This is a genomic window from Flectobacillus major DSM 103 (assembly GCF_000427405.1).
GTDB lineage: Bacteria > Bacteroidota > Bacteroidia > Cytophagales > Spirosomataceae > Flectobacillus > Flectobacillus major.
This window is the reverse complement of sequence record NZ_KE386491.1, coordinates 3,656,672-3,681,163: the sequence shown is the minus strand read 5'-3', so window position 1 is coordinate 3,681,163 and position 24,492 is coordinate 3,656,672. Positions and strand designations below refer to the sequence as shown.

The window sequence follows — 24,492 nt, the reverse complement described above, 5'->3', positions numbered from 1 at the left end:
ATACAGATGGAAAATTTCTTCAAAAAAGTATTCTTTTTTTGCTGTATAGGCTCATATATGGCTATTGGTCAGCAAAAAGACCCCAAAGCTGGCAGAGAATTCTTGAAGCATCACTTTGTGAATTATACCGAGGTCGGGGCGTTGTTTGGCAAGGCATATAATATCTCTAATTCTTATATGTACAGTTATCCTGTAAAGGCTAGCACCAATTTTACTATGCAAACCTTTAACGGTATAGAAATATACAAAAATTGGGCTATTGGGGCTACAGTGGGGGTAGATTGGTATAGTGCTTATCAAATATTACCTGTGTCGTTGGGTATTCGCAAGCCTATTGGTAATAATCCACTGTCAAAATCCATTCAACCGTTTTTGGGTATCGATGCTGGCTATGGATTGACTTGGCTCAGCGACGAACTCCCCAATCAAACTATCGATGGAGGTGTCAATCTTAATCCACAAATAGGATTATTGATTCCAACAGGAGGAAATGCCAAGTTTACCCTGAGTGTTGGATACAAGCATAACCGTGTAAAAAGTTTTCAAAACCAAGGTACGGAAGAGTTTCCTTCTATTATGGAAAATGATATGAAATTCAATAGAATGGTTGTGCGGTTAGGTATTACATTTAAGTAACTAAATAGACGTATTATGAAGGACTGTAAGCATTTTATATAACATTGGGAATAGAGTGATAAATAGTTATTTGGGCTCAGTATCTATTATAATTAACTAATGGATGAATACTAATTGTGTGCTTGGAATATTCGTATAAGTAACACTAACATGAGGCATTCCGAATTTTAAGTAATATTAAAAGAGACCCCCTATTTGTGTTTGTTGGGATTCATCAGGTCGTCAAGAGAACATTGAAGAGGCTTATCATTTACTCAAATGATAGAAATTTAGTAGGTATTCATACAAAAGGCGGTCGAAAAACAATTTTCGACCGCCTTTTGTATGTTAAATATTAGAATGACACATCTTTAGCCACAAAGCATCTTCAAAAATAATTACACCTTCATTAAATTCGGGATTACTCATATTTGGCTATCTATAAGGCTTGCTTTTAGCAATTACAAGCAGATTTATATTTCCAATTGAAATAGTAGGCCAATGCGATAAACAAAGCACCTAATGTTCCTGTAATAAATTCGTATTGTTCGCCTATCCATACAAACTCAAGTACTTTGATAAAGAGACTACCCAGTAATAGTACAAAAGGCAACTTTGCATGGTGTTTTTTGTAATCATTATACAAAATTACACCAGCCAAAACTAAGCTTCCGCCAATAAACCAAATTTCCCACGAGTGGTCATGGAATAATTTACTACCAAGATAAGGCAATATTGTAACAACAACAGGCGTAGCAATACAATGTATTGCACAAAGTACCGAAAGGTAGAAACCTACCTTTTCCATTTTGAACGTATGTGCGTGCGAATGATTCATATTTGTAATGTTGTTGCAAAATTAATACAATGCAACAATATTGCAAACGTTAAAACCAATATAATTTGTTCCCATAACTAAGTATTTTTTACTATTGTCAAGAAATAGCAAATAAAAAGCTGTATCACACAAAATTTGCGTAATACAGCTTTTATAGAAATTTATGAAATCTTAGTTTCTACCCTTGTAAGCAGGCTTATCGATGCTTGTAGTACCGTAAGCAGGGCAGTTGTTTTTTCTACCACAAGATGCCAAAGCTACCAAAGCCAGCATACCTAAAATAATGGAAGCTCTTTTCATGAGGATATATAAATGATTAAAGTTTGATACAATTGAGAATCTTACAACAAATTTACAAATATCTCTTCATGCACAACTCTAAAACCCTAAATTTATTGTTCTACAAGTGACAGATTTTCAGCACGTTTCATGTCTTCTTGTGTCAAAACAAGCTGTTGGGGTTCAGATTGCTTAGGAGCATTGCCATAGCCTAGTATACCCAACATACCATCGCTACCTTGCTCTGGTGCAAAAAGTTGAGTTGTAATAGTTCCATCTTCTAGCCTGTCAACCAATACATGTTTGGGAGCAGGAATCAAACAGTGCTGGATACCACCGTAGCCACCCAACGATTCTTGGTAAGCTCCTGTATGGAAAAACCCAACAAACTGACGTTCTTGCCCTTCTTCAAAAATAGGTAAATACAAATCTGAGCTATGGGCTTCAGTATTGTAAAAATCCATTGAATCGCAGGTTAAGCCCCCCAAGTTTACCTTCTGATAAGGGAATCCCCAGTTATTAACAGGCAACATAATATACTTTTGGTTCATGCCCCACGAGTCTGGCAACTGCGTAATAAACGAACCATCAATCATATACCAAAGTTCCTTATCATTTTGGAGTTTTTGGTCGATAATTTCGTACAATACTGCACCACTTTCACCAACCGTATAAGACCCAAACTCGGTAAAGATATTTGGTACAGGCACATTGTTTTTGTTACAAATCCAAGAAATAGATTCTACAATTTCGTCAATCATGGCTTGGTAGTCATAATTAAATTGTAGAGACGTTTGGATCGGTAAACCGCCACCCAAGTCAATAGAATCCAACTCTGGACAGATTTTCTTCATTTCACAGTATTTGTAAATGAAGCGACTCAACTCAGACCAATAATAGGCACTGTCTTTAATACCCGTATTGATAAAGAAATGAAGCATTTTGAGCTTATATTTCTCACTGTTTTGAATCTTATTTTTATACAAATCCATCACGTCAGAGTAGCGTAAGCCCAAACGTGAAGTATAGAAAGCAAAATCAGGCTCTTCGTCTGTAGCGATTCTCATACCGAGATTAACGGTTTCGGCAGTAACAGACTTATCGTAGAAGTCAATTTCTTTTAAATTATCCAAAATCGGAATACAATTGAATCCTTCGTTGATTAATTCGCTGATATATTGCGTGTACAAAGGAAGCTTGTATCCATTACATAAAATGTAGGTAGATTTTGAAATCTTACCTTCATCGTATAACTTTCGAATAATAGGAATGTCGAAAGACGAAGATGTTTCGAGGTGAACATTGTGACTAAGAACCTCTTCGACCACAAATCTAAAATGAGAAGATTTGGTACAGTAACAATACGTATAATTGCCCTTATAATTGTACTTTTTTATAGCATTCTTGAACATACGCTTGGCGTTTTCAATATGCTCACCAATTTTGGGTAAATACGTGATTTTGAGTGGCGTACCGTACTGCTTAATAATATCCATTAACGGCACATTGTTGAACATTAGTTCATTGTTTTCGTCAATGTTGAACTCAAGAGTTGGAAACTCAATGGTCTGGTCAATGAGGTCAATGTAATTTTTCATCCTACTGCGAAAAGCATAAAGCGAGTTTTTATGTTGGAAATTATTTAAGTTTGTGAGCCTTCGTCCTAAGAAACGAAAACCGCAAGAAATTTCATCAAAGAAAATAACCTTGCGGAGTTTTACTCATAAAAAACGTGCAAAAGTGCAATAAAAGTATGACCTTTGCAAGAATATAATTTGGATTTATGATTATTTAATAATCTGTTTTGTAAAAGAACTTGTATTTGTTTGATAATCAAATAGTTGTACTTATGGTCTATTACTCTTTTCAAAGCTGTTTGGGGTACTAAAACAACTCATTATCAGCCACTTAGTTTCTTGGAAAAGTCATAGCAATCACAAAACCACAATTAATTTAAGAAACATTGTTTCGGGCTGGAAAGTTCGAGTTAAATTTCTATGAAAAAAGTTCACTTTATTGCCATTGGAGGAGCAGCCATGCACAATCTGGCTATCGACCTACACAATAATGGTTATCTGGTTACGGGTTCTGACGATGAGATTTATGAGCCTTCTCGCAGTTTATTGGCTCAGAATGGCCTTTTGCCAGCCGAAATAGGTTGGTTTCCAGAAAAAATTTCAAGTGATTTGGATTGTGTAATTTTAGGAATGCATGCCCGAGTAGATAACCCCGAGCTACTAAAAGCTCAGGCATTAGGATTGAATATTTACTCATATCCTGAGTTTGTCTATTTGCAAAGCCAAAATAAACAAAGAGTTGTGATTGCTGGAAGTCATGGAAAAACTACCATTACTTCAATGATTCTTCATGTGCTACAATACCATCATAAAAAGTTTGACTATTTGGTTGGGGCTCGAATCGAAGGGTTCGATACCATGGCCAAGCTGTCGGATGCTCCCGTAATTGTTATTGAAGGTGACGAATATTTAGCTTCGCCTATCGACCGCAGGCCCAAGTTTTTACATTATCATCCACACGTAGCCCTTATTTCGGGTATTGCTTGGGATCATATCAACGTATTCCCCGAGTTTCAAGACTATCTACACCAGTTTGAACTATTGGCACAGGATGTACCTAAGTCAGGCAGTTTGATTTATGATGAAACCGACCCCTTGGTGGCTAAAATAGGTGCTGTCGAATATCCCGATATTCAAAAATATGCTTATAGAGCCCATCCTGCCAAAGTAAAAAATGGTAAGACTTTTTTGATATTACCTAATAAAAAAGAATTAGAAATTGCTGTTTTTGGTGAGCATAACCTCAAAAACCTTAATGGGGCTCGTTTGGTGTTGAGTCAAATCGGTATCGAAGAGGACGAGTTTTACGAGGCTATTGCTTCTTTTAAAGGAGCTGCCAAGCGTTTGGAACTGGTTGCAAAAAACGAGCATACTATTTTTTATCGAGATTTTGCCCATGCTCCGTCCAAAGTTGAAGCTACTACAAAAGCTCTGAAAGCCCAATTTCCCGAACGGCACTTAGTGGCTTGTTTAGAACTACATACTTTTAGTAGTTTGAATAAGAACTTTTTGAAAGAATATGCCCATAAATTAGATAGTGCCGACACCGCAATAGTTTATTTTAGTCCAAAAACACTTGAACACAAAAAACTTCCTGCTATTTCGGTAGAAGAAATTAAAGCTGCTTTTGGTACACCACATTTAGAAGTATTTACCGATAACGAATCCTTAAAAGTCTACTTATTGACCAAGCGATGGCGTGGATCAAATTTACTGATGATGTCGTCAGGGACTTTCAATGGTCTGGATTTTGCGGAAATTTCAAATCAAATACTTCAATAAATGGGATAGGTAATGGCAAATACGCATCAAAAATGATGTTCTATTACCTTGCAAAAGAACTTTACTCAAATCATGAACAGAATAACACAACTTTTTGAACAAAAGAAGAATAATATATTAAATGTTTATTTTACGGCAGGATACCCTGAATTGAACGATACTACCACTGTCTTAAAAGCACTAGACGAAAGTGGTGCCGATTTGGTAGAAATAGGTATGCCTTACTCAGACCCTGTTGCTGATGGTGAAACCATTCAGGCTTCTAACCAAATTGCCTTGGACAATGGCATGAGTGTCAAACTCTTGTTTGAGCAATTAGCTGGCATACGACCTTCTGTGAAAGTACCGATACTTTTGATGGGTTATATCAATCCTGTGTTGCAATTTGGGATCGAAAACTTTTGCCAAAAATGTCAAGAAGTAGGCGTAGATGGTTTGATTTTACCCGATTTGCCAGTAGATGTTTATGAAGAGGAATATAAAGCAATATTCGATAAATATGGTATCTTGAATATCTTCTTGATTACACCTCAAACTTCAGAAAGCCGAATCAGACATATCGATGCTATTTCTGCTGGCTTTATTTATATGGTTTCGTCGGCAAGTATTACTGGGGCAAAATCTGGAATATCGGATGTTCAGGAAGAGTATTTTGCTAGAATCAATGCCATGAATCTTACTAACCCTCGCTTGATTGGCTTTGGTATTTCAGATAATGAAACATTTGTCAAAGCTTCTTCTCATGCTGCTGGGGCTATTATTGGTAGTGCATTTATCAAGGTTGTTTCGACTTCAAAGAATCTCCAAACTGATATTAAGGCTTTTGTACAAGCGATTAAAGGAGCATAAAAATATGGAATATTATCATAAACATGAGTTATTTCATATTTAGTGAATATTTTTGAATATGCTTTTCACCAGTAGAGATGTAATGCTTTGCGGCTAAAGATGTGTTATGCTGATATTTAACATAAAAAAAGGCGGTCGAAAATTGTTTTTCGACCGCCTTTTGTATGAATACCCTCTAAATTCCTATCATTTGAGCAATTGATAAATCTCTTCAAAATTTACTTGACGACGTTATAAATCCCAACAAACACCAATAGGGGCTCTTTTAATATTACTTAAAATTTGAGATGACTCACGTTTGATTACCACGCTACTGTAACAGCCCCTCGTTTTACTTTGATTTCGCTACCAGCATCGGGATATTCGGGCCGATACGTAATCTCCCAAACGTAGCTATTGGGTGGCGATAATACGCCTTTGTATTTACCATCCCAGCGGTCGTCCCAATCGTTAGACAAGAAAACCATTTCGCCCCAGCGGTTATAGATTTTTAGGGTAAAATCATTTCGTGAAATATGCTTGACAAAAATCTGAAATGTATTGTTTTTACTGTCGTTATTAGGCGTAAAAATATTAGGAACAATAACATCAGGAATACACAAATCATACACTGTTGTGGTAGCAGTATTGATACATCCTGCGGGGTTAGTTACTTTTACCGTATAAAAACCAGGCGTATAAACTGCTATTTTCTGGGTGTTTTCGCCTGTTGGTATCCAATTGTAGGTCATAAAGCCCCCGCCATTACCTGCGTCTAACTGTACAGGTAAGCCATCGGGTACACATATTGGTGTTTCAGATTTTAGGCTTATATAAGGTATTGCCAAGATATTCACCTTGATGTCATCAATGGTATTACACGTTCCATTCGATACCGTTAGGGTATAAGTTCCTGTTCGTGACGGGAATATTTTAGCTGTATTTTCGCCCGTATTCCAGCGGTACGTCAAGTTGGGCTCAGTATTGATACCAATCATTTTGATTTCATTTCTACAGAAATTGATATCATTACCCAAATTTACTTGTGGTTTGCTAACCGTAGAGATATTTTTGGTTTCGCTTCCTACACAGTTATTTTGAGTGAATTGGTATTTAATAGCGTCGGTTTTGATAAGAGCTGGAGGCGTGTATAAGCCGCTTGTACTAATGTTTGTTCCTGACCACACACCACCAGCAGGAGTTGCAGTAAGCTGTATAGGAGATGTACCTAAACAAACAGTATTTGGCCCAATAATAGTTACTTTAGGGCTAGGCCTGAAGGTAACTGTTGTGTTGGCTACATTTCTACAAATACCGTCCAAAGAGGTTACTGTTACGGTGTAAGTTCCCGAATTAGTAACTGCTATTTTTGGGGTAGTAGCTCCAGTATTCCACACAATGTTTCCAGACGAATAGTTAGATGCTTCCAGTTCTATGGTTTCGCCTTCACATTTGCTAGCAGGAGGGGTAATAGTTACGGCAGTTCTAGTTACACTGTTGATGGTAATAGGGCCTGTAGTATATTTACAGCCAGCCGCATCTTCAAAGCTGATAATATATGTACCTGTAGTAAGGTTTTTGATTTTATAAATACCCGACGAAACAAAAATAGAAGCCATACCACCACTACCTGCTTGTATGTCGGGAGTACCTTGTTTTATTAAAATATAATTGAAAGGGATAAATCTGCTTGTGCTAAGAACATTGATATTGATAGCCCCATCGCTTAAACAAGTCACATTGTCGACCCTTGTAGTAATATTGGCTAATGGAGTTGCCGCAGGAATCAGGCTGAATGTTTCAGTTTTTCCACAAGAGCTTGGACTATTGATTGTTACTTGATAAGTACCTGTACTAAGCCCGCTGATATTCGCACCAGTCAAATTTGGTTGTAGTATACCATCTTTGTACCAGACAAAAGTATAGGTATCGGCTGGGTTAAAATTACTTAATACAATAGAGCCATCTTGTTTATTACAAGCTGTTGGGGCTGTAATAAGTCGGCTAAAATTAGTTGGTGGCCTTAGGGCTACATTAATATCATCGCTTACAGTACACGTTGTATTACCTATTGGTGTGGTTACGGTCACGGTATATTTACCTGCTGTGGTAACAACGATAGAAGGCGTTGTCTGTCCTGAACTCCATCGATATTGGCTATTAGAGCCTCCTGCAACTGAAGCGTCCAAAATAATACTTGAAGAATTACAGATAGTGGTATCGGCTAGATTAAAAGGCTGAGCCTGAGCCAATACAACATTTATTTCATCGTCTTTGATACAACCATTGCGTTCTACCAATACTCTATATTTGCCCGACTGAGTAACCGTGAGAGTTCTGAGGGAATCATTAGGGAGAAAAGAGCCATCTTTTACCCAGAAATAATTACTACTATCGAGGGTATTGTTAGAATTTAAAATAGTAGAGGCCGCACAAAGCTCAATATCATTACCAAGGTTGGGGCTTGGCATGGGCTTTATCGTAAACTCCTGTGCAGGCAAAGTCGTATCGGATTTACAGCGGTTGGCCATAACCACCCTAACATGATAAACACCTGGCTCGGTAAGGGTAATACTAGCCTGTAAATCTTTGTCACCAGCACCACCGCCAAGCGTAGCTATAGGAGAACCCTCAGGTTGGTTATTTTGTGGGGCTTTACCTCGATAAACCAACCACAGGGTTTTGGTATTTTTGAGCTTATCGCCACATAAGTGGTTCGCTTGAAAATTGGTAGGAGACCCCAAACACGTATCTGACACCGAAATACCCGATTGTTCGTCCTGTGTTGGTGTAACAGAGGTAGTATTGGGTAACCCCAACTGGCTTAGTTTTCCATTGAGGTCAAAACCATTTCTTTTGTATTCGAGTGTATCTAGCTTGTCGGTACTTTGTAATTGTACATTGGGTTTGCCTATTACACCCAAAAAAGAACTTCCCTGAATAGCCATGTATATTTTGCCATCGGGCCCTACCTTGAGTGTTCCAAAATTTTGGGTACTTGTACTATCGATTAATACCTTTGATTTTCGGATAGTAGCGGTGTCGGTTGTAGTAATATCAAATTTTAATAATTGCGATTTAATAGTAGTATCAGCAGGAGGAAGTGTTGTTACACCTGCAGTAAGGGTTGCGTACAGGCTATTACCATCGGGCGAAAACTCTGCTCCGTAAAGGGTAGGTGGTGCTAGCCCAAGATCGATAACCCTTTTGCCAGAGATTGTTCCTGTAGAATCTGCAAAATCATATATTTCAATAAGGTTTTTGTAAGGGCCAGGAATAACATAAGCCATTTTTGTATTATCGGCCGAAAATTTAAGATACCCTTGTGCCTTGCTTACCGAATCGACAGCTGAACCGATATCTATGGTTTTGGAAATAGAAAGCCCATTTTTAGTAACCCTATTGAGCCTAAAGGTATTATTACCGTAGTCGTGGGTAACTACCCAATAAGTAGAATCTTTGGGAACATATACCGATGCAACACTTTCGGTTGTTTGAGCATCATTTACAGGGATATTTTTTTCAACAATTTTTCCCTTGCCACCATCTTTTCGCATATCAACTACCGAATAAGTAAGTTGTTTTTGGCCATTAATATCTGTTGTAGTAAACACATAATACAGCGACTGACAGCCTTTGCAGGAAGGTACAGGTATAATAACAGTTCCTTGAGTGGCAAACGAACTGCCGAGTAGGGTATCGGCAGGGCTGACCGAAGGCATGAGTGTTCCGTCTTTACGGTATACTTTGCGGCCATCGGTATAAAAAATAGTATTTCCTTTGGCATCTGTAATAGACGACACCCCTTCTATGGCATCGGTTTTTCCTTGGTCGTCGGCTGTTGGCGAACCATTTGAAAACAACATACCTGCACCTTTACCAAAATACCAATATTCTTTTGGAGGCTCAGGGGGTGGTGGTACGCAAAGTTTTACATTGAGCTTATTTTCTGACGAACACCCTGTAAGTGTATCGGTTACCTGTACAGAATAACACGTTGTCGAATCTGCAAAAATAGTTTGGGTGGTATCGCCTTTAGGAAACCAACTATATTTGTATTGTGGTAATGCTCCGCCAGTGCGATAAGGGTCTAGTTTGAGTTTATCACCTTTACAAATGGTAGTGTCTTGTTGAGAAGGGTCATTACCCAAATAAAAAGGCGTTGGAGGCTGATTAATAGTAATTTCGGTGGTATACACCTTTGGTACACCTACCTCTGTACGGGTAAGAGTAATTGTTTTTTTGCCTGGTGTTGTATATAAGTGTGCAGGACTTTTTAAAGTAGAGGTATTTTTGTTGCCACTGGTAGGGTCACCAAAATCCCAGAGCCATGCAGTGGCTGGCGTACTAAAGGTATCTTTAAACTGTGTTGCGGCTGTAGAGTCCTGACATTCTGACAAGCATAGTTTTGTGGCACTTATTTGGGCGACAGTTGTCGTATTGGTTCCAGCCCATATTAATAAACCTAGTAGTAGGCTCAAAAAAAACTGATATGTTTTACCAAAATTCGACATTTCTTCGTTATCTAGTTCGTGATACTTTTACTAAATTACTTTAATAGACCATTAGAAACTGAAAAGGGTTGTATTAAGGTTTTGATATGGCACTAGATTTGATACTATTTTCTACATTTGAGGGCTATTCCAATCATGGCAAATATGTATTACTGCTAGAAAATGAGTACATTCATGCCTAAATTAAACGAAATATAAGCTTAAAAATTTTAGTTAAAGACAAAACTACTTGCCATTTCGACAAAACATAAGTATTGTTAGTATATACGAAAAAATCATACCGCTTAGCTAAGTAAGTTGTAGTCAATAATAACAAATTTTCATAAATAGTTATGGAAAATAAATTGTTTTGATTTTATGTTTAAAAATATCCTTCTCTTGCTGTCTATATTAGTAATAAGTGTGTTTTGTGCGAAAGCCCAAGACCCGCAATATTCGCAATTTTATGCAGCACCACTATATTTGAATCCTGCCTTTGCTGGTTCGGCAATGGCTCCTCGGGTTAATTTTAATCATCGCAACCAATGGCCTTCGCTAAGTGCCAATTTTGTAACATCTTCGCTATCGGGCGATATGTATTTTGATAGAATAAACAGTGGTGTGGGCATTTTGTTAACCAACGACCGCCAGTTTTCTAATCTAAAAACAACCGATATTGGTGCTATTTACTCTTATCACCTCAAAATATCGGATGGGCTTTCTGCCAATTTAGGTGTTCAGGGGTCTTATGTGATGCGCGGAATCAATTTTGGGGACTATATTTTTGCCGACCAAATTCAATCGTATTTAGATGGAAATGGCTATCCGCCAGTAACATCCGACCCTATTACCAATAATGGCAATTTGGCTCCACAATTAAAATACTGGGACTTTTCGTCGGGTGGGATTGTCTATTCCGACCGCTTTTGGGCAGGGGTATCGGTGCATCATATCAATCAGCCCAATCAGTCATTCAATAATGCCGATGCTCGATTGCCTATCAAAATAGGTATTCAGGCGGGGTATCGTATTCCGATTGCTGATTATGAAATTGGGAATAATTTAGGTGATGCTATCGAGAAAGAAAAAAGTCTTACGCCTGTAATTCACTATAAACGGCAGGGTGTTTCTGACCAGCTTGATTTAGGCTTGTATTTAACTTATTCGCCATTGGTATTGGGTGCTTGGTATAGGGGTATTCCTTTGAAATCGTATCAAAAAAATGGACAGAGTTTTATGAGCAACGATGCCGCTATTATTCTTATTGGTTATCGACAAGACAACTTTTCGATTGGTTATAGCTATGATGCTACAATTTCGAGCCTTGGGGCATCAACAGGAGGAGCTCACGAAATATCCTTATCTTATATATTCAGCGATTTGTTTGAGCCAAAGCCTAAATATAGGCCAAGAAAAGCTGAACTTCGATGTCCTAAATTCTAATCATTAAAAGGTCGGAAGAAATATTTCTTCCGACCTTTTAATGATTATGCTATTGTAATTTTTTATAACGAATTCGTTTTGGCGTAGCATCCGACCCCAAACGCTTACGGCGGTTTTCTTCGTAGTCAGAGAAGTTGCCCTCAAACCAATATACTTGAGAATCGCCTTCAAAAGCCAAAATATGGGTAGCCACACGGTCCAAAAACCAACGGTCGTGAGAAATAACTACAGCACACCCACCAAAGTTTTCTAAAGCTTCTTCAAGGGCACGAAGTGTATTTACGTCCAAGTCGTTGGTTGGCTCATCCAGAAGCAACAAGTTTGAACCCTCTTTTAGCATCATTGCCAAGTGGACACGGTTACGTTCTCCACCCGAAAGATTTGCTATTTTCTTTTCTTGGTCGGCACCAGCAAAGTTAAACTTACTCACATAAGCACGAGCATTTACTTGTCGATTGCCTAGCAGGATATGTTCTGTACCACCCGAAATAGTTTCAAAAACTGTCTTGTCTCCTTGTAATTGGTTGTGTTCTTGGTCTACATAAGCCATTTTTACAGTTTCGCCCACTTCAAATGTTCCAGCGTCGGGTTGTTCTTTTCCTGTAATAAGTTTGAATAATGTAGTTTTACCAGCCCCGTTTGGCCCGATAATACCTACAATACCTGCAGGTGGCAACGAGAATGTAAGGTTTTCAAAGAGAAGTTTGTCGCCATAAGCTTTTGACACATTATTTACCTCAATAACCTTGTTACCCAATCTTGGCCCTGGAGGAATAAATAACTCTAATTTATCTTCTTTCTGTTTGTTTTCTTCCGAAAGCAAATTTTCGTAAGCCCCCAAACGAGCCTTAGATTTTGCCTGACGAGCTTTTGGTGCCATACGTACCCATTCCAACTCACGCTGTAGGGTTTTTTGGCGTTTTGATTCGGTTTTCTCTTCTAAAGCCAAACGATTTTGTTTTTGCTCTAACCAAGACGAATAATTACCTTTCCAAGGAATACCCTCGCCACGGTCAAGTTCCAAAATCCAACCTGCTACATTGTCTAAGAAATAACGGTCGTGTGTAACAGCAATAACCGTTCCTTTGTATTGTCTGAGGTGTTCTTCAAGCCACAATACCGATTCGGCATCGAGGTGGTTGGTAGGTTCATCCAGAAGTAATACGTCGGGTTCTTGAAGCAATAAGCGGCATAAAGCCACACGGCGTTTTTCACCACCCGATAGATTTCCTACCAAAGCGTCGGAAGGAGGGCAACGAAGAGCATCCATGGCTTTTTCTAGGCGGGTATCTAATTCCCAGGCATTGAAATGGTCGAGTTTTTCTTGTACCTCGCCCTGACGAGCCAGCAATTTGTCAAAATCAGCGTCGGGGTCGCCAAAAGCTTCATTGATTTCGTCAAACTCTTTTAACAAAGCTACAATTTCGGCAACACCTTCTTCGACAATCTCTTTAACCGTTTTGTCGGGGTCTAGTTTAGGTTCTTGTTCTAACAAACCTACTGAATACCCAGGCGAAAATACTACATCGCCCGTGTAGCTTTTGTCGATACCTGCAATAACACGGAGCAAGGAAGACTTACCCGAACCGTTTAGACCAAGTACCCCAATTTTAGCACCGTAGAAAAAAGATAGATAGATGTTTTTGAGGATTGTTTTTTGAGGAGGAACAGTTTTGGAAACCCGCTCCATCGAAAAAATAATGGTTTCTTGACTCATTGTTTGTTGTTTTATTCTGAATGTCGGTTTATATTAGTAGAATCAATCATGGAAAGTAAAATTTCAAAATAAGCCTTAGTAAGGTATGAGATTAAAAGCCATAAAATGCTATCTCGATGGAGAAAAGTACTTCAGCGTTGTCAATCCCAACAACATTTACCTTGGTTTGTCACTGATTTTGTGTTTGAACAAAAAGTTACCTCAATGTTATAGTTTTATGAGGACTTATTTGCTCACTTATTAAGTTTTTTTTTACTTGGTAATGATTGACTACCTATTTTAGTATCAAAGATAGTAAAAGGGTACTGGGGATTCAGTGGATATGGCTTAGTTTTTGTTTTTAAGCTATATTTCAATATTTTTATAAAGACTAATCATAAAATTTATCCGTAAAATGGATAATGTATGTAAATTGTTAGATTTTTTACTGAAATTCAGTATATTGCGGGAAAAATAATTAGAGAATTATTAATACACATAGAACTGTTTCAATAAATTTGTCTAACTTTTATAGGTTATAATCAAGACTTATTCGTTAATGTAGAGTATATTCAAAGAGAATAGATGTTAATGAAAATAAATAATTTAAAACAATTGTCAAATTAACCTAAACCATGAATCCCGTTAGAGCTATGAGCATTGCCAAAAACTCTAACCACGCAACGTAAACCAATGGAAAATACAGTAAAAAATGCAGCCGAGTATGGCTATTGTAAAGATGGTAAGGTCTACTTAAAAGGATATTTGGAATACCCAGACCGCCTGATTGGTGTTGTTCGCAACACCGAAGAGGAAGCTCTTCAATACTTTGTAAATCGCTTTTCTATTGCAGAAAACAAAGTGAATTTACTTTTTTCACAAGTAGATGAAGCTCAAAACAAAGGCTCTTACCTAACTAAATTACTCCAACTGCGAAAAAACCTCGTAGAGTTTGACGGTTTGGGTAATTTTCTCCCTCTACTTCACAAGTTAGACGAGTTAGAATTGCAGTTGCGTGAGCTAATTCTAAATAATCAAATCAAGAATCTTGAAATCAAGAGAGCTTTGATTGAAGAAACCAAACAAGCTGGTGCTATTGATGACTGGGCAAAGGCCACCGACTCCATTATGGAAATTAAAACCAAATGGCTGAAAACGGGCCCTGTTGATAAAGCTCTTCAAGATAGTATCGAAAGTGAATTCAACGATATTGTAGATGATTTCTTTGTGCGTCGTAGAGAATATTACGCTGAGAAAAACCGTATTATCGATGAAAAATTGGCTCAACTTCAAAAAATCGTTGATACTGCAAGGTCTTTGCGTTATGAACAGGATGTTGATGCTGGTTTCCAAAAAATCAAAGATTTGCAACGTGAGTGGAAAACTATCAGTCAGGTGCCACCCAAAAAGCAAAGTATGCTTTGGAAGCAGTTTAAGCGTTCGAGCGATTTCTTCTTTGAACGTTACAATAATGTAAAAGGTATTGTTTCGAAACCAAGAATAGACCCTCGTGTGCAACAAATGATGGATATGACTACCGAGTTGGAAAGAAACTTCCCTGACCAAGTAAATATTCCTCAAACTGCCGAGAAAGCAAAAGCGTATTTGGTGAAATGGAAAGAGTTGTCAACCCTTACCAAAAGTGTTGATAGAAACCTTGCCGAGCGTTTCCGTAATATTTGCGATAAGATTTTCGAGATGAATTACTTATTGCGTGTGATTTCTTATCGTCATCCTGCTTTGAACGAAAAACCTCGTATCGAGCAATTGAAGATTATGATTAATCAGATGGATTATATGACCAAAAAAGAGAAAAACGAATTGGATTCTTTTATCTCTGAGTCGCAATACTCAGGTCAGATGGGTGATAAGTTAGTTATTAATAAGATTAATACCCAAAAACGCAAAATCTCGATGAAAGAAACCCTTTTGGTGGAATTCAAAAAAGAATTAGAAGTTTTGTTAGGTCAGTAATTCAAGGAATATGGCTTAATAAAATATAAGTTATACCAACAAAAATCCCCTTGGCGAAAGTCAAGGGGATTTTTGTTGGTATGCTATCATTCTTACAAGTATTTCATATAAGTAGCCAAATCTTTGTCGCCACGACCAGAAAGGTTAATTACCACTGTTTCATTTTTGGTAGCACCTAGTTCCTCTAATACGGCCAAAGCATGTGCCGACTCTAGGGCTGGAATAATGCCTTCTAGTTTAGATAACTCAAAGCCTGACTTTAATGCAGCCTCGTCGGTAATAGCAAAAAACTTAGCTCGTTTGGTATCAAATAAGTGGGCGTGCATTGGGCCAATACCTGGGTAATCAAGACCAGCCGAAATAGAGTGAGGTTCTACAACTTGCCCATCTTCAGTTTGCATCAAAATACTTCTACTTCCATGCAAAACTCCAGGTTTTCCCAGAAACGTTGTCGCCGCCGATAAGCCCGAAGCAATACCATGTCCACCAGCTTCTGCGGCAACTAAGAGGGTTTCGGTGTTATCCAAGAAATGATAAAACGCACCAGCGGCATTTGAGCCACCACCTACACAGGCAATAACATAGTCGGGATTAGGCTTACCGATTTTTTCGGTTAATTGCCATTTAATTTCTTCCGAAATAACCGACTGAAAGCGAGCCACCATGTCGGGATATGGGTGTGGGCCAACTACCGAGCCAATAATATAATGTGTGTCTACAGGGTTATTAATCCAGTGACGCATGGCATCGTTGGTTGCATCTTTGAGTGTTTTTGAGCCACTTTTAGCCGCCCGAACCTCCGCTCCAAGCATTTTCATACGAGCAACATTTGGTGCTTGACGCTCTATGTCAATTTCGCCCATATATACAATACACTCAAGCCCCATCAAGGCACACACCGTAGCAGTAGCTACACCATGCTGACCAGCCCCTGTTTCGGCTACGATTTTGCGTTTGCCCAAGCGTTTGGCCAATAAGGCCTGCCCAATCGTATTATTTACCTTATGAGCACCTGTATGACAGAGGTCTTCTCTTTTGAGGTATATCGTTGTTTGGTATTTTTCAGAAAGCCTTTCAGCAAGAAATAGAGGTGTTGGGCGGCCTACATAGTCTTTTAGTAAAGCATTGTATTCGGCTTTGAAAGATGCTTCTTCAATAATACTTAAATAACGTTCTTTGAGTTCTTCGACGTTCGGGTAAAGCATTTCAGGAATAAACGCTCCGCCAAATTGCCCATAATACCCTTTTTCATTAACATTATATTGTTGTGTTGTCGTCATGTTTTTGGAAGCTAGTACTAGCTTTAGTAGCTAAAGTTCAACCTCTTCAGGTTTTAATATTTTTATTAGCTCGGCTATTTTGTCAATATCTTTTAAAGCAGGAGCTATTTCAAATTTACTATTCACATCAATCGCATGAATTTTGAGGGTTCTCATTTCCAATACCTGAGCAGCATTCTCTAAGCTAATACCACCAGCTAGAAAAAATGGCTTTTCGTTGTCGTATCTTCTCAGCAACGACCAGTCGAATGTGATGCCATTGCCACCTGCTTGTTCGCCTTTAGTATCAAACAAAAAGAAATCGCAATGAGGTTTATAATTGTGGAGTTTCCCAAAATTAAATGAATTATCTAATGCAAATGCCTTGATAATATTTACACCCTTAAATTTGAGATTTTTACAAAAATCTGGAAGTTCTTCGCCATGAAGCTGTACATAGTCTAAGCTGTACTTTTTTACCATATCAAGGATATATGATTGTGTTGCGTTGACAAACACACCCACCTTTCGAGTTGATTTAGGGAAAGACCTCAATAGGTCTTCGTCTAGTTGGTCGGCAACAAATCGGCTTGATTTTTCGTAAAAAATAAACCCCATGTAGTCTGGCTGTAAGGCTAACAGTTGGCGAATGTTCTCGGCATCTCGCATTCCGCAGATTTTTAATCTCATGGTATGGAACGGTTAGTGTTAGGTTGTAAATGTTTATAAAAAACAAAAATACTGAAAAAAAATTAGAATTTTCAGTGATTTAAGTTCTCAAACCAACGATTAATTTACTGAATTTGAGCAATTAGCGATTTTAAGGTTTGAGAAGGTACTTCTGTTTTCATAAATGTTTCGCCAATCAAAAAACCTTTATAACCTACTGCCTGAAGCTGCTTGATAGTTTCGGGCTGCGAAATACAACTTTCTGATATTTTGATAAAACTGCTTGGTATTTTGTCGGCTAGTTCCAACGACGCATTGACATTTTGTTCTGCAAAGTTTTTGAGATTACGGTTGTTTACCCCAACAACATCAATATATTCGCAGATACTTCTATCAAGTTCTCCTTTATCGTGTACCTCCAAAAGAGTTTCCATACCCAAGCTTTTTACAACTTTGCCTAGTTTCAATATTTGAGTAGGTGTAAGGTTGGCGGCAATCAGCAAAATAACATCTGCTCCAAGAGCTTTTGCCTCATAGATTTGGTATTCGTCTATGATAAAATCTTTGCGTAAAATAGGAATCGTAGGGTTGGTTTTTCGGGCCTTGAGAATATCTTCGTCAGAGCCTCCAAAGAAGTCAATATCGGTAAGTACCGACAAGCACGCAGCTCCAGCTTCTACATAACCTTTGGTTACGTCTTCTACGGTAACATTGGCATTGATAATACCCTTAGAGGGAGATTTTCGTTTGAATTCGGCTATAATACCCGACGAGGCAGGATTAAGCAAACTCGTTTTTAGCGAATTAGTACTTTTGGCAAAATACCCTTTCTTCGTTAGGGTATCAATAGATACCTGAGCTTGGCGGGCTTGTACTTCGAGTGCTTTGTTGGCTATAATTTTATCTAAAATTGTCATGGATAAAGGGCAAAATGGTTTTGAGTATTTACTAATCAATAAACTTTTTCAGGGCATTTAAAGCCTTACCACTTGCTAAGGATTCTTTTGCCTGTAAAACAGCGTCGTCGAGGCTCAAATTATTATTGGCACAATACAAGGCTGTAGCAGCATTGGCTAGGACTACGTCTGTCTGTGCTTTAGTTCCTCTGTTTTCTAAGATAGAGGTTAATATTTTGGCCGACTCTTCAACGGTGTAGCCACCATATAACTCTTCTGGACTACATTTTGTGAAACCTAAATGTTTTGGCGAAATGGTTTCTATACCTCGTTGAGTAATCAATAGAAAATCGCCCGTCAACGAAATTTCGTCGTAGCCATCGAGGCCATATAATACCCCAAAATTTTTGTTAGACTTTTGAAAAATAGAGCCGTACAGCTTTAGTACTTCTTCATTATAGACACCAGTAATTTGCTTTTCAACTTTGGCAGGGTTCAAGATAGGCCCAAGCATATTAAAGAAGGTTTTTAGTCCTAATTCTTTTCGGATAGGCCCTACGAATCGCATAGCCGGATGAAATAACGGTGCATGCAAAAAGCAAATACCCGCTTGTTCTATTTTTTGACGAAGGTAGGCTTCGTCATTTGAAAACTTCACCCCTAAGTATTCTAATACCGTAGATGACCCCACTAGCGACGAAACACCATGATTACCATGTTTGGCAATATTTTGTCCTGCTCCTGCTACCACAAAAGAAGCTGTTGTAGAGATATTGAAGGTGTCCTTTCCATCGCCACCAGTGCCACACAAATCCATGGGAGTATACGCCGAAAGGTCTACCGTTACCGCCAAGTCCAACATGGCATCCCTAAAGCCTTCGAGTTCTTCGGGAGTAATAGGAAACACCATGTAGGTAGTAAGAAAAGAGGCAATCTGAGACGGATTGGCTTCACCTTTTCCTATAATAGATAAGGCCTCTTGGGCTTCACTTTTGCTAAGGGTATTTCCAGCTATTCTTTTATTGAGGTAAAATTTCATGATTTAGATAATGTTATCGGTTGGCAATGGTCAAAAAGGCTGTAACGCTTAGGAATTTACCCAGTTAGCTACCATTTTTACCCCATATTGTGTTAAATAGGCTTCAGGATGAAACTGTACTCCCCGAATATCATATTTGGTATGAGCTTCGGCCATCACAAATCCTTTTTCATCAACTGCCGTAACGATCAAATCTTCTGGCATGGTTTCGGGTACTACTGTCCACGAGTGGTATCTACAAACCTCCACTTCGTTAGGTACGCCCTGAAATAGTAGCTCGTTGGGTTGTGTAACAATACATTTGGTGGTTACACCATGAAGTACGTCGCCCATATTGAGGAGCTTTGCACCGAAGGCTTCGCCAATAGCTTGGTGGCCAAGGCATACCCCAAAAATACTTTTGCTAGAAGCATATTCTTTGATAACATCTAATAAAATACCTGCTTCTTCTGGAATACCAGGCCCTGGCGAAAGTAAAATTTTGTCGTATTTTTTTACGTCTTCCAACGCAATTTTGTCATTTCGGAAAACATCTACGTCTTGCCCCATGTCTTTTAGAATGTACACAAGGTTATATACAAAAGAGTCGTAATTATCGAGCACTAATATTTTCATGATTGTATTGATTGGGCTTTGGGCAAATCGCTTTCAGCAGTCAAGTAAAGTTTTTTGAAAAATAGAATATTATACCGTTTCGGCTACTTCGAGGGCTTTTCTGAGAGCCGCCAGCTTGTTGTGTACTTCTTGCATCTCGCTTTCAATAACCGATTTGGCCACAACACCCATACCCGCCTGATAATAGAGCGTGTTGTTTTTGCTCAAGAATGTTCTGATAGCAATAGCATGATTAAAATTGCCATCAAAATCCATATAGCCAATAGCTCCGCCATAAATATGGCGATTGGTGGTTTCGAGGCGATTGATAATACTCATGGCATTGTGCTTTGGGGCCCCCGACAGCGTACCTGCTGGAAAAGTATCGGCAACTAATTGTAGTGGGTTTGTGCCTGCGGTCATCTGGCCCGTTACTTTAGACACCAAGTGAATAACATGCGAGAAAAATTGAACTTCTTTGAAGGTCTCTACTTTTACGGTGTCTGAGCTTCTCGAAAGGTCGTTTCTTGCTAGGTCAACCAACATTACGTGTTCTGCTGATTCTTTGGGGTCGGCGTGTAGGAGTTTGGCTAATTCGGCATCTTTTTCATCGTCGCCTGTACGTCTGAACGTACCCGCAATCGGGTGAATTTCGGCTTGCCCATTTTTAATTTGTATTTGTTTTTCGGGCGATGCCCCAAAGATACGATAGTTCTCGTAGTCGAAATAGAACATATAAGGCGAAGGATTGATAGAACGCAAGGCTCGATACACCTGAAAATCGTCGCCTTCAAATGTGCGGCTAAAACGGCGAGAAGGTACAATCTGGAATACATCACCCCGTAAACAGTGTTGAATACAAGTTTTGACAACTTCACGCATTTGGTCGTCGGTTACATTGGTAATTTCGTTGCCTACTACTCTAAACGATTTGGTGGCATAATGAGGCATATCTAACAACATTTCTAGCTCGTCTAGCGAAGCCGTTTGGTTGTCGGTATACTGATGAGCATACAAAGAAAGTTCATCTTTGAAATGATTAATTGCAATTACGTAGCGGTACACATAGTAAATAATCTGAGGGATTTCGGTATTCTCATTTTTCTCTTGAATCTCAATATCTTCAAAGTACTCGACGGCATCGTAACAAATATGCCCAAACATACCATTGGCCATTGGAGCAAAATCGGGTTTACGTTCCCATTCAAAACGCTGAGCAAAATTCATAAGAGCCTGTACAGCATCTTTGCGTTTGGCCAAGGGAAAAGTTTCGGTACTGCCATCAGGGAAAGTTTGGGTAACAATATCATTGTCAAGAATAAAACTTGCGATTGGGTCGCAAGCAATATGGCTATAGCCGTGTTCTTTTCCGTGGTAGTCGGCACTTTCCAAAATTACGGTATTCTTAAACTTATTGCGGAGTTTAAGAAAAACCCCTACAGGAGTGATAGTATCCGCTAATTTCTTTTTTTGAGTGGTTTTTACTGTAAATTTCATGTTGCTTGACTGGTAGCCCTCACTACCTTTTAGGACTCGGTTAATAGTTATTGGGTATGTGTAATAGCGATTGGGTTAAGGTTTTTTGTACTTTTTTAAACCAATAGATAACAAAAAAGGCTTACTGGTTGAACAGTAAGCCTTTTCGAACATATATAGTCTTATCGAAAATACAAAATAGTACTGCTCAACCGAGATTCGTCAGTTGCCACCACCATGCTGTATTTTTGAATGTATGAGTCATTGTTATTTGAATTGGGTATTTTTTATTTGACTGCAAACATAAACGGAAAATTCGGTTTTCAAAAAAAGTTTGCATAAAATATTTGAATATTGCCCCAAGCCAGTAATATATAGGCTGTAGCTTACTCCAATATTCCTAAATAATTAAATGGGGTAATTCTTTTTAATTCATATTTTACCTTATCGCTAATTTCGAGGGCATCGATAAAATTGGCGATAGTTTTGTCGGTGATTTTTTCATTTTTACGAGTCAAAGCTTTTAGGGCTTCGTAAGGTTGTGGATAACCTTCACGGCGTAAAATAGTTTGAATGGCCTCTGCTACTACTGCCCAGTTGTCTTCTAAATGGGTATTGATAGCATCTTGGTTGAGTTCTAGTTTATTTAAGCCTCTCAACAATGCCGTTAATGCAATTAACTGATGCCCAATTGGTACACCAAGGTTGCGAAGCACAGTAGAGTCGGTCAAGTCTCTTTGTAAACGAGAAACAGGAAGTTTGGCTGCCAAAAATTCATAAAGGGCATTGGCGATACCAACGTTTCCTTCCGAGTTTTCAAAGTCGATAGGATTTACTTTATGAGGCATAGCCGAAGAACCTACTTCGCCAGCTTTGATTTTTTGTTTGAAATATCCCATAGAAACGTAAGTCCAAATATCACGGTCTAAATCTAAAATGATATTATTCAAACGTTTTAGGTTATCCATCAATGCCGCCAAATTATCGTAATGTTCAATTTGGGTAGTGTATTTACTTCTTGAAAGGCCAAGCGATTGTACAAAGTTGTTGCCAAAATCTACCCAGCTAGTTTCGGGATAAGCAACATGATGTGCATTAAAGTTACCTGTAGCTCCACCAAATTTTGCTGAATAAGGAATCGTAGCTAACAAGTCCATCTGGCGGTCGAGGCGTTCGGCAAAAACCAAAAGCTCTTTGCCTAAACGAGTAGGAGAGGCTGGTTGGCCGTGTGTATGTGCCAATAAAGCAACGTCTTTCCATTCTTTGGCCAAAGATTTAATTTTGGCTATGGCTTCCTGCAATTTGGGTACTAATACATCTTCCATTGCTTCTTTCAACGAAAGTGGAATAGCGGTATTGTTAACGTCTTGGGAGGTTAAGCCAAAGTGGATAAACTCCAAATATTGCTCAATACCAAAATTAGCAAGTTTGTGCTTAATAAAGTATTCAACTGCCTTAACATCGTGATTCGTAACTTTTTCAGTTTCTTTAATCCAAAGAGCATCTTCTTCTGTAAAGTTCAGATAGATGTCTCTCAATGATGAGAAAAGATTGGCGTTTACACCTTCAAGTTGTGGCAATGGAATTTGGCAAAGTGCAATAAAATATTCAATTTCAATGCGGACACGGTACTTGATAAGTCCAAACTCTGAAAAATAAGGAGCAAGGCTTTCGACTTGCTTACGATATCGCCCATCAACGGGAGAAATGGCAGTTAATTGATTTAGTTCCATAATTATGCTTTCAAAGTGCAAAGGTACAAAGTTTTTGCTTGCACTTCTTTAGATTTAACACAACAAACACAAAGAGTTTGGAAAAAAAACTCAAACTTTGAAGATTCAATCCTTAAAATTGAGAATATGTTATTAAATCCAAAGTTATTAGCCTCTTTATTGGCCGTTGTTATTGCCATTCTGACCACGGCTTTTTTGTCTTTTTTACCCGAAGCCAACCTCAATATCCTTTTTATCTGTTTTGTAGCGTCTTTTATTATTGGTGGGTTATTGATTTACTTTACCCTCGATTATCTGGTTTTTCAAGAAATCAACAAGATGTATGATACGATTAATCGCCTCAAAATGAAGGATTTTGGCGTTTCTCGCAAAAAACTCTATAAAAATGCCAATCCGCTCAAAAAGCTCAACGACGAGCTATTTGTTTATGTTTCTAAAAAAGAGCAGGAAGTTAATGAACTAAAACGACTTGAGAAATACCGCAGAGAGTTTTTGGCCAATGTTTCGCACGAACTCAAAACGCCTATTTTTGCCGCTCAAGGGTTTGTCCATACGTTGTTGGATGGTGCTATGGACGATGAACGAGTGCGGGAAAAGTTTTTGACAAAGGCTGCTAAAAGCTTGGATGGCCTCGATATTTTGGTGAAAGATTTGCTGACACTTTCGCAAATGGAAACGGGTGATATTAGAATGAACCGTGAAAAAATTGATATTAAACAGATTACCCGAGAGGTATTTGAGCAACTCGAAAGCAAGGCTTTGACCAAAGAGGTTACCCTACAAATCAAATCGCCCGAAGAGCGGGTGTGGGTACGTGCCGATTCCCAACGAATAGGGCAGGTAATTACTAACCTTGTCGAAAATGCCATTAAATATGGGCATGAAAAAGGTAAAGTGGTAGTGGTATTTGAAGAAGACAGAAAAGATTGGAAAATTTCGGTAAAAGATAATGGGCCAGGTATTGCACCAGAGCATTTGAGTAGAATTTTTGAAAGATTTTACCGAGTAGATAAAGCTCGTAGCCGTTCGGATGGCTCATCAGGCTTGGGATTGGCTATTGTTAAACATATTTTAAATGCTCATAAAACCAAAATTGCAGTAGCTTCTAAGCCCGACAGAGGTACTACCTTCTCTTTTAAACTCTCGAAAGAATAAACTCAAATAATATTAAAGGTGTAAACACAACCATGTTTACACCTTTTTTTATCATGTTTTTTAGGCAGAATAATAAATTTCAAGGGTTTTATTAAAAAATAAGGTTATGCTATTTGATAATTCATAAATAAAATAAATATTTGCGT

The 24,492-nt window shown here is 38.4% G+C and carries 18 protein-coding genes; 6 read left to right on the top strand and 12 right to left on the bottom strand.

Annotated features, from left to right (window positions below; all coding sequences use genetic code 11):
- Positions 1 to 6 precede the first annotated feature (6 nt).
- A complete protein-coding gene (locus tag FLEMA_RS71355) occupies positions 7 to 636 on the top strand; it encodes a hypothetical protein (protein WP_144080130.1) in 630 nt (209 codons plus the stop codon).
- A gap of 433 nt (positions 637 to 1,069) precedes the next feature.
- Here the strand turns inward: FLEMA_RS71355 and FLEMA_RS71350 are convergent, their stop codons facing one another.
- From FLEMA_RS71350 to FLEMA_RS71345, 3 genes are all read right to left on the bottom strand, one after another.
- Positions 1,070 to 1,453 carry a MerC domain-containing protein gene (locus tag FLEMA_RS71350; protein ID WP_044172455.1) on the bottom strand — a complete coding sequence of 128 codons (384 nt, stop codon included), beginning with the start codon at positions 1,451 to 1,453 and terminating at the stop codon, positions 1,070 to 1,072.
- 171 nt (positions 1,454 to 1,624) lie between these two features.
- Entirely contained in the window at positions 1,625 to 1,753 is a 129-nt protein-coding gene (locus FLEMA_RS77290; RefSeq protein WP_262486520.1) for a hypothetical protein, read from the bottom strand.
- A 92-nt stretch (positions 1,754 to 1,845) separates the two neighbouring features.
- Positions 1,846 to 3,330: a type III PLP-dependent enzyme domain-containing protein gene (locus FLEMA_RS71345; RefSeq protein WP_044172452.1), complete on the bottom strand. Its 1,485-nt coding sequence runs from the start codon at positions 3,328 to 3,330 to the stop codon at positions 1,846 to 1,848.
- A 399-nt stretch (positions 3,331 to 3,729) separates the two neighbouring features.
- Between FLEMA_RS71345 and FLEMA_RS0135495 the strand changes: the two genes are divergently transcribed.
- Together FLEMA_RS0135495 and trpA are read left to right on the top strand one after the other, a co-directional pair.
- Positions 3,730 to 5,091, top strand: coding sequence for a UDP-N-acetylmuramate--L-alanine ligase (locus FLEMA_RS0135495; RefSeq protein WP_026997888.1), 1,362 nt, complete (start codon positions 3,730 to 3,732; stop codon positions 5,089 to 5,091).
- A 72-nt stretch (positions 5,092 to 5,163) separates the two neighbouring features.
- Positions 5,164 to 5,940, top strand: a complete 777-nt coding sequence (gene trpA / locus FLEMA_RS0135485; protein WP_026997887.1) for a tryptophan synthase subunit alpha — start codon at positions 5,164 to 5,166, stop codon at positions 5,938 to 5,940.
- A 302-nt stretch (positions 5,941 to 6,242) separates the two neighbouring features.
- On the opposite strand, the gene FLEMA_RS76220 is transcribed toward trpA, so the two are convergent.
- Complete coding sequence (locus FLEMA_RS76220; RefSeq protein WP_052354161.1) at positions 6,243 to 10,433, bottom strand: T9SS type B sorting domain-containing protein; 4,191 nt, start codon at positions 10,431 to 10,433, stop codon at positions 6,243 to 6,245.
- A gap of 357 nt (positions 10,434 to 10,790) precedes the next feature.
- Here FLEMA_RS76220 and FLEMA_RS0135375 point away from each other — a divergent pair, with 357 nt between their 5' ends.
- Positions 10,791 to 11,855, top strand: a complete 1,065-nt coding sequence (locus tag FLEMA_RS0135375; protein ID WP_026996530.1) for a PorP/SprF family type IX secretion system membrane protein — start codon at positions 10,791 to 10,793, stop codon at positions 11,853 to 11,855.
- A gap of 49 nt (positions 11,856 to 11,904) precedes the next feature.
- Here FLEMA_RS0135375 and ettA read toward each other — a convergent pair whose 3' ends face one another.
- Positions 11,905 to 13,572, bottom strand: coding sequence for an energy-dependent translational throttle protein EttA (ettA, locus tag FLEMA_RS71335; RefSeq protein ID WP_044172450.1), 1,668 nt, complete (start codon positions 13,570 to 13,572; stop codon positions 11,905 to 11,907).
- 672 nt (positions 13,573 to 14,244) lie between these two features.
- Here ettA and FLEMA_RS0135305 point away from each other — a divergent pair.
- On the top strand, positions 14,245 to 15,525 hold the full coding sequence (locus FLEMA_RS0135305) for a DUF349 domain-containing protein (RefSeq protein WP_026996528.1): 1,281 nt from the start codon (positions 14,245 to 14,247) through the stop codon (positions 15,523 to 15,525).
- Between the two features lie 92 nt (positions 15,526 to 15,617).
- Here the strand turns inward: FLEMA_RS0135305 and trpB are convergent, their stop codons facing one another.
- From trpB to purB, 7 genes are all read right to left on the bottom strand, one after another.
- Entirely contained in the window at positions 15,618 to 16,805 is a 1,188-nt protein-coding gene (trpB, locus tag FLEMA_RS71330) for a tryptophan synthase subunit beta (RefSeq protein ID WP_044172448.1), read from the bottom strand.
- A gap of 30 nt (positions 16,806 to 16,835) precedes the next feature.
- Complete coding sequence (locus FLEMA_RS71325; RefSeq protein ID WP_044172446.1) at positions 16,836 to 17,474, bottom strand: phosphoribosylanthranilate isomerase; 639 nt, start codon at positions 17,472 to 17,474, stop codon at positions 16,836 to 16,838.
- A 104-nt stretch (positions 17,475 to 17,578) separates the two neighbouring features.
- Positions 17,579 to 18,370, bottom strand: coding sequence for an indole-3-glycerol phosphate synthase TrpC (trpC, locus tag FLEMA_RS71320; RefSeq protein ID WP_044172443.1), 792 nt, complete (start codon positions 18,368 to 18,370; stop codon positions 17,579 to 17,581).
- A 31-nt stretch (positions 18,371 to 18,401) separates the two neighbouring features.
- On the bottom strand, positions 18,402 to 19,388 hold the full coding sequence (gene trpD, locus FLEMA_RS71315; protein WP_044172441.1) for an anthranilate phosphoribosyltransferase: 987 nt from the start codon (positions 19,386 to 19,388) through the stop codon (positions 18,402 to 18,404).
- Between the two features lie 48 nt (positions 19,389 to 19,436).
- Complete coding sequence (locus FLEMA_RS71310) at positions 19,437 to 20,003, bottom strand: anthranilate synthase component II (protein WP_044172439.1); 567 nt, start codon at positions 20,001 to 20,003, stop codon at positions 19,437 to 19,439.
- Positions 20,004 to 20,072: 69 nt separating this feature from the next.
- Positions 20,073 to 21,479 (bottom strand): anthranilate synthase component I family protein, encoded by a 1,407-nt coding sequence (locus FLEMA_RS71305; RefSeq protein ID WP_044172436.1) that lies wholly within the window; start codon positions 21,477 to 21,479, stop codon positions 20,073 to 20,075.
- 365 nt (positions 21,480 to 21,844) lie between these two features.
- Positions 21,845 to 23,191, bottom strand: coding sequence for an adenylosuccinate lyase (gene purB / locus FLEMA_RS71300; protein ID WP_044172433.1), 1,347 nt, complete (start codon positions 23,189 to 23,191; stop codon positions 21,845 to 21,847).
- A 126-nt stretch (positions 23,192 to 23,317) separates the two neighbouring features.
- On the opposite strand from purB, the gene FLEMA_RS0135085 reads away from it, so the two are divergent.
- A complete protein-coding gene (locus FLEMA_RS0135085) occupies positions 23,318 to 24,346 on the top strand; it encodes a sensor histidine kinase (protein ID WP_026997886.1) in 1,029 nt (342 codons plus the stop codon).
- The last annotated feature ends 146 nt before the right edge of the window (positions 24,347 to 24,492 follow it).

Bases quoted from the DNA above. Each gene is read 5' to 3' on its own strand.
- FLEMA_RS71355 (WP_144080130.1), top strand. From the start codon at position 7: ATGGAAAATTTCTTCAAAAAAGTATTCTTTTTTTGCTGTATAGGCTCA.
- FLEMA_RS71350 (WP_044172455.1), bottom strand. From the start codon at position 1,453: ATGAATCATTCGCACGCACATACGTTCAAAATGGAAAAGGTAGGTTTC.
- FLEMA_RS77290 (WP_262486520.1), bottom strand. From the start codon at position 1,753: ATGAAAAGAGCTTCCATTATTTTAGGTATGCTGGCTTTGGTAGCTTTG.
- FLEMA_RS71345 (WP_044172452.1), bottom strand. From the start codon at position 3,330: ATGAAAAATTACATTGACCTCATTGACCAGACCATTGAGTTTCCAACT.
- FLEMA_RS0135495 (WP_026997888.1), top strand. From the start codon at position 3,730: ATGAAAAAAGTTCACTTTATTGCCATTGGAGGAGCAGCCATGCACAAT.
- trpA (WP_026997887.1), top strand. From the start codon at position 5,164: ATGAACAGAATAACACAACTTTTTGAACAAAAGAAGAATAATATATTA.
- FLEMA_RS76220 (WP_052354161.1), bottom strand. From the start codon at position 10,433: ATGTCGAATTTTGGTAAAACATATCAGTTTTTTTTGAGCCTACTACTA.
- FLEMA_RS0135375 (WP_026996530.1), top strand. From the start codon at position 10,791: ATGTTTAAAAATATCCTTCTCTTGCTGTCTATATTAGTAATAAGTGTG.
- ettA (WP_044172450.1), bottom strand. From the start codon at position 13,572: ATGAGTCAAGAAACCATTATTTTTTCGATGGAGCGGGTTTCCAAAACT.
- FLEMA_RS0135305 (WP_026996528.1), top strand. From the start codon at position 14,245: ATGGAAAATACAGTAAAAAATGCAGCCGAGTATGGCTATTGTAAAGAT.
- trpB (WP_044172448.1), bottom strand. From the start codon at position 16,805: ATGACGACAACACAACAATATAATGTTAATGAAAAAGGGTATTATGGG.
- FLEMA_RS71325 (WP_044172446.1), bottom strand. From the start codon at position 17,474: ATGAGATTAAAAATCTGCGGAATGCGAGATGCCGAGAACATTCGCCAA.
- trpC (WP_044172443.1), bottom strand. From the start codon at position 18,370: ATGACAATTTTAGATAAAATTATAGCCAACAAAGCACTCGAAGTACAA.
- trpD (WP_044172441.1), bottom strand. From the start codon at position 19,388: ATGAAATTTTACCTCAATAAAAGAATAGCTGGAAATACCCTTAGCAAA.
- FLEMA_RS71310 (WP_044172439.1), bottom strand. From the start codon at position 20,003: ATGAAAATATTAGTGCTCGATAATTACGACTCTTTTGTATATAACCTT.
- FLEMA_RS71305 (WP_044172436.1), bottom strand. From the start codon at position 21,479: ATGAAATTTACAGTAAAAACCACTCAAAAAAAGAAATTAGCGGATACT.
- purB (WP_044172433.1), bottom strand. From the start codon at position 23,191: ATGGAACTAAATCAATTAACTGCCATTTCTCCCGTTGATGGGCGATAT.
- FLEMA_RS0135085 (WP_026997886.1), top strand. From the start codon at position 23,318: ATGTTATTAAATCCAAAGTTATTAGCCTCTTTATTGGCCGTTGTTATT.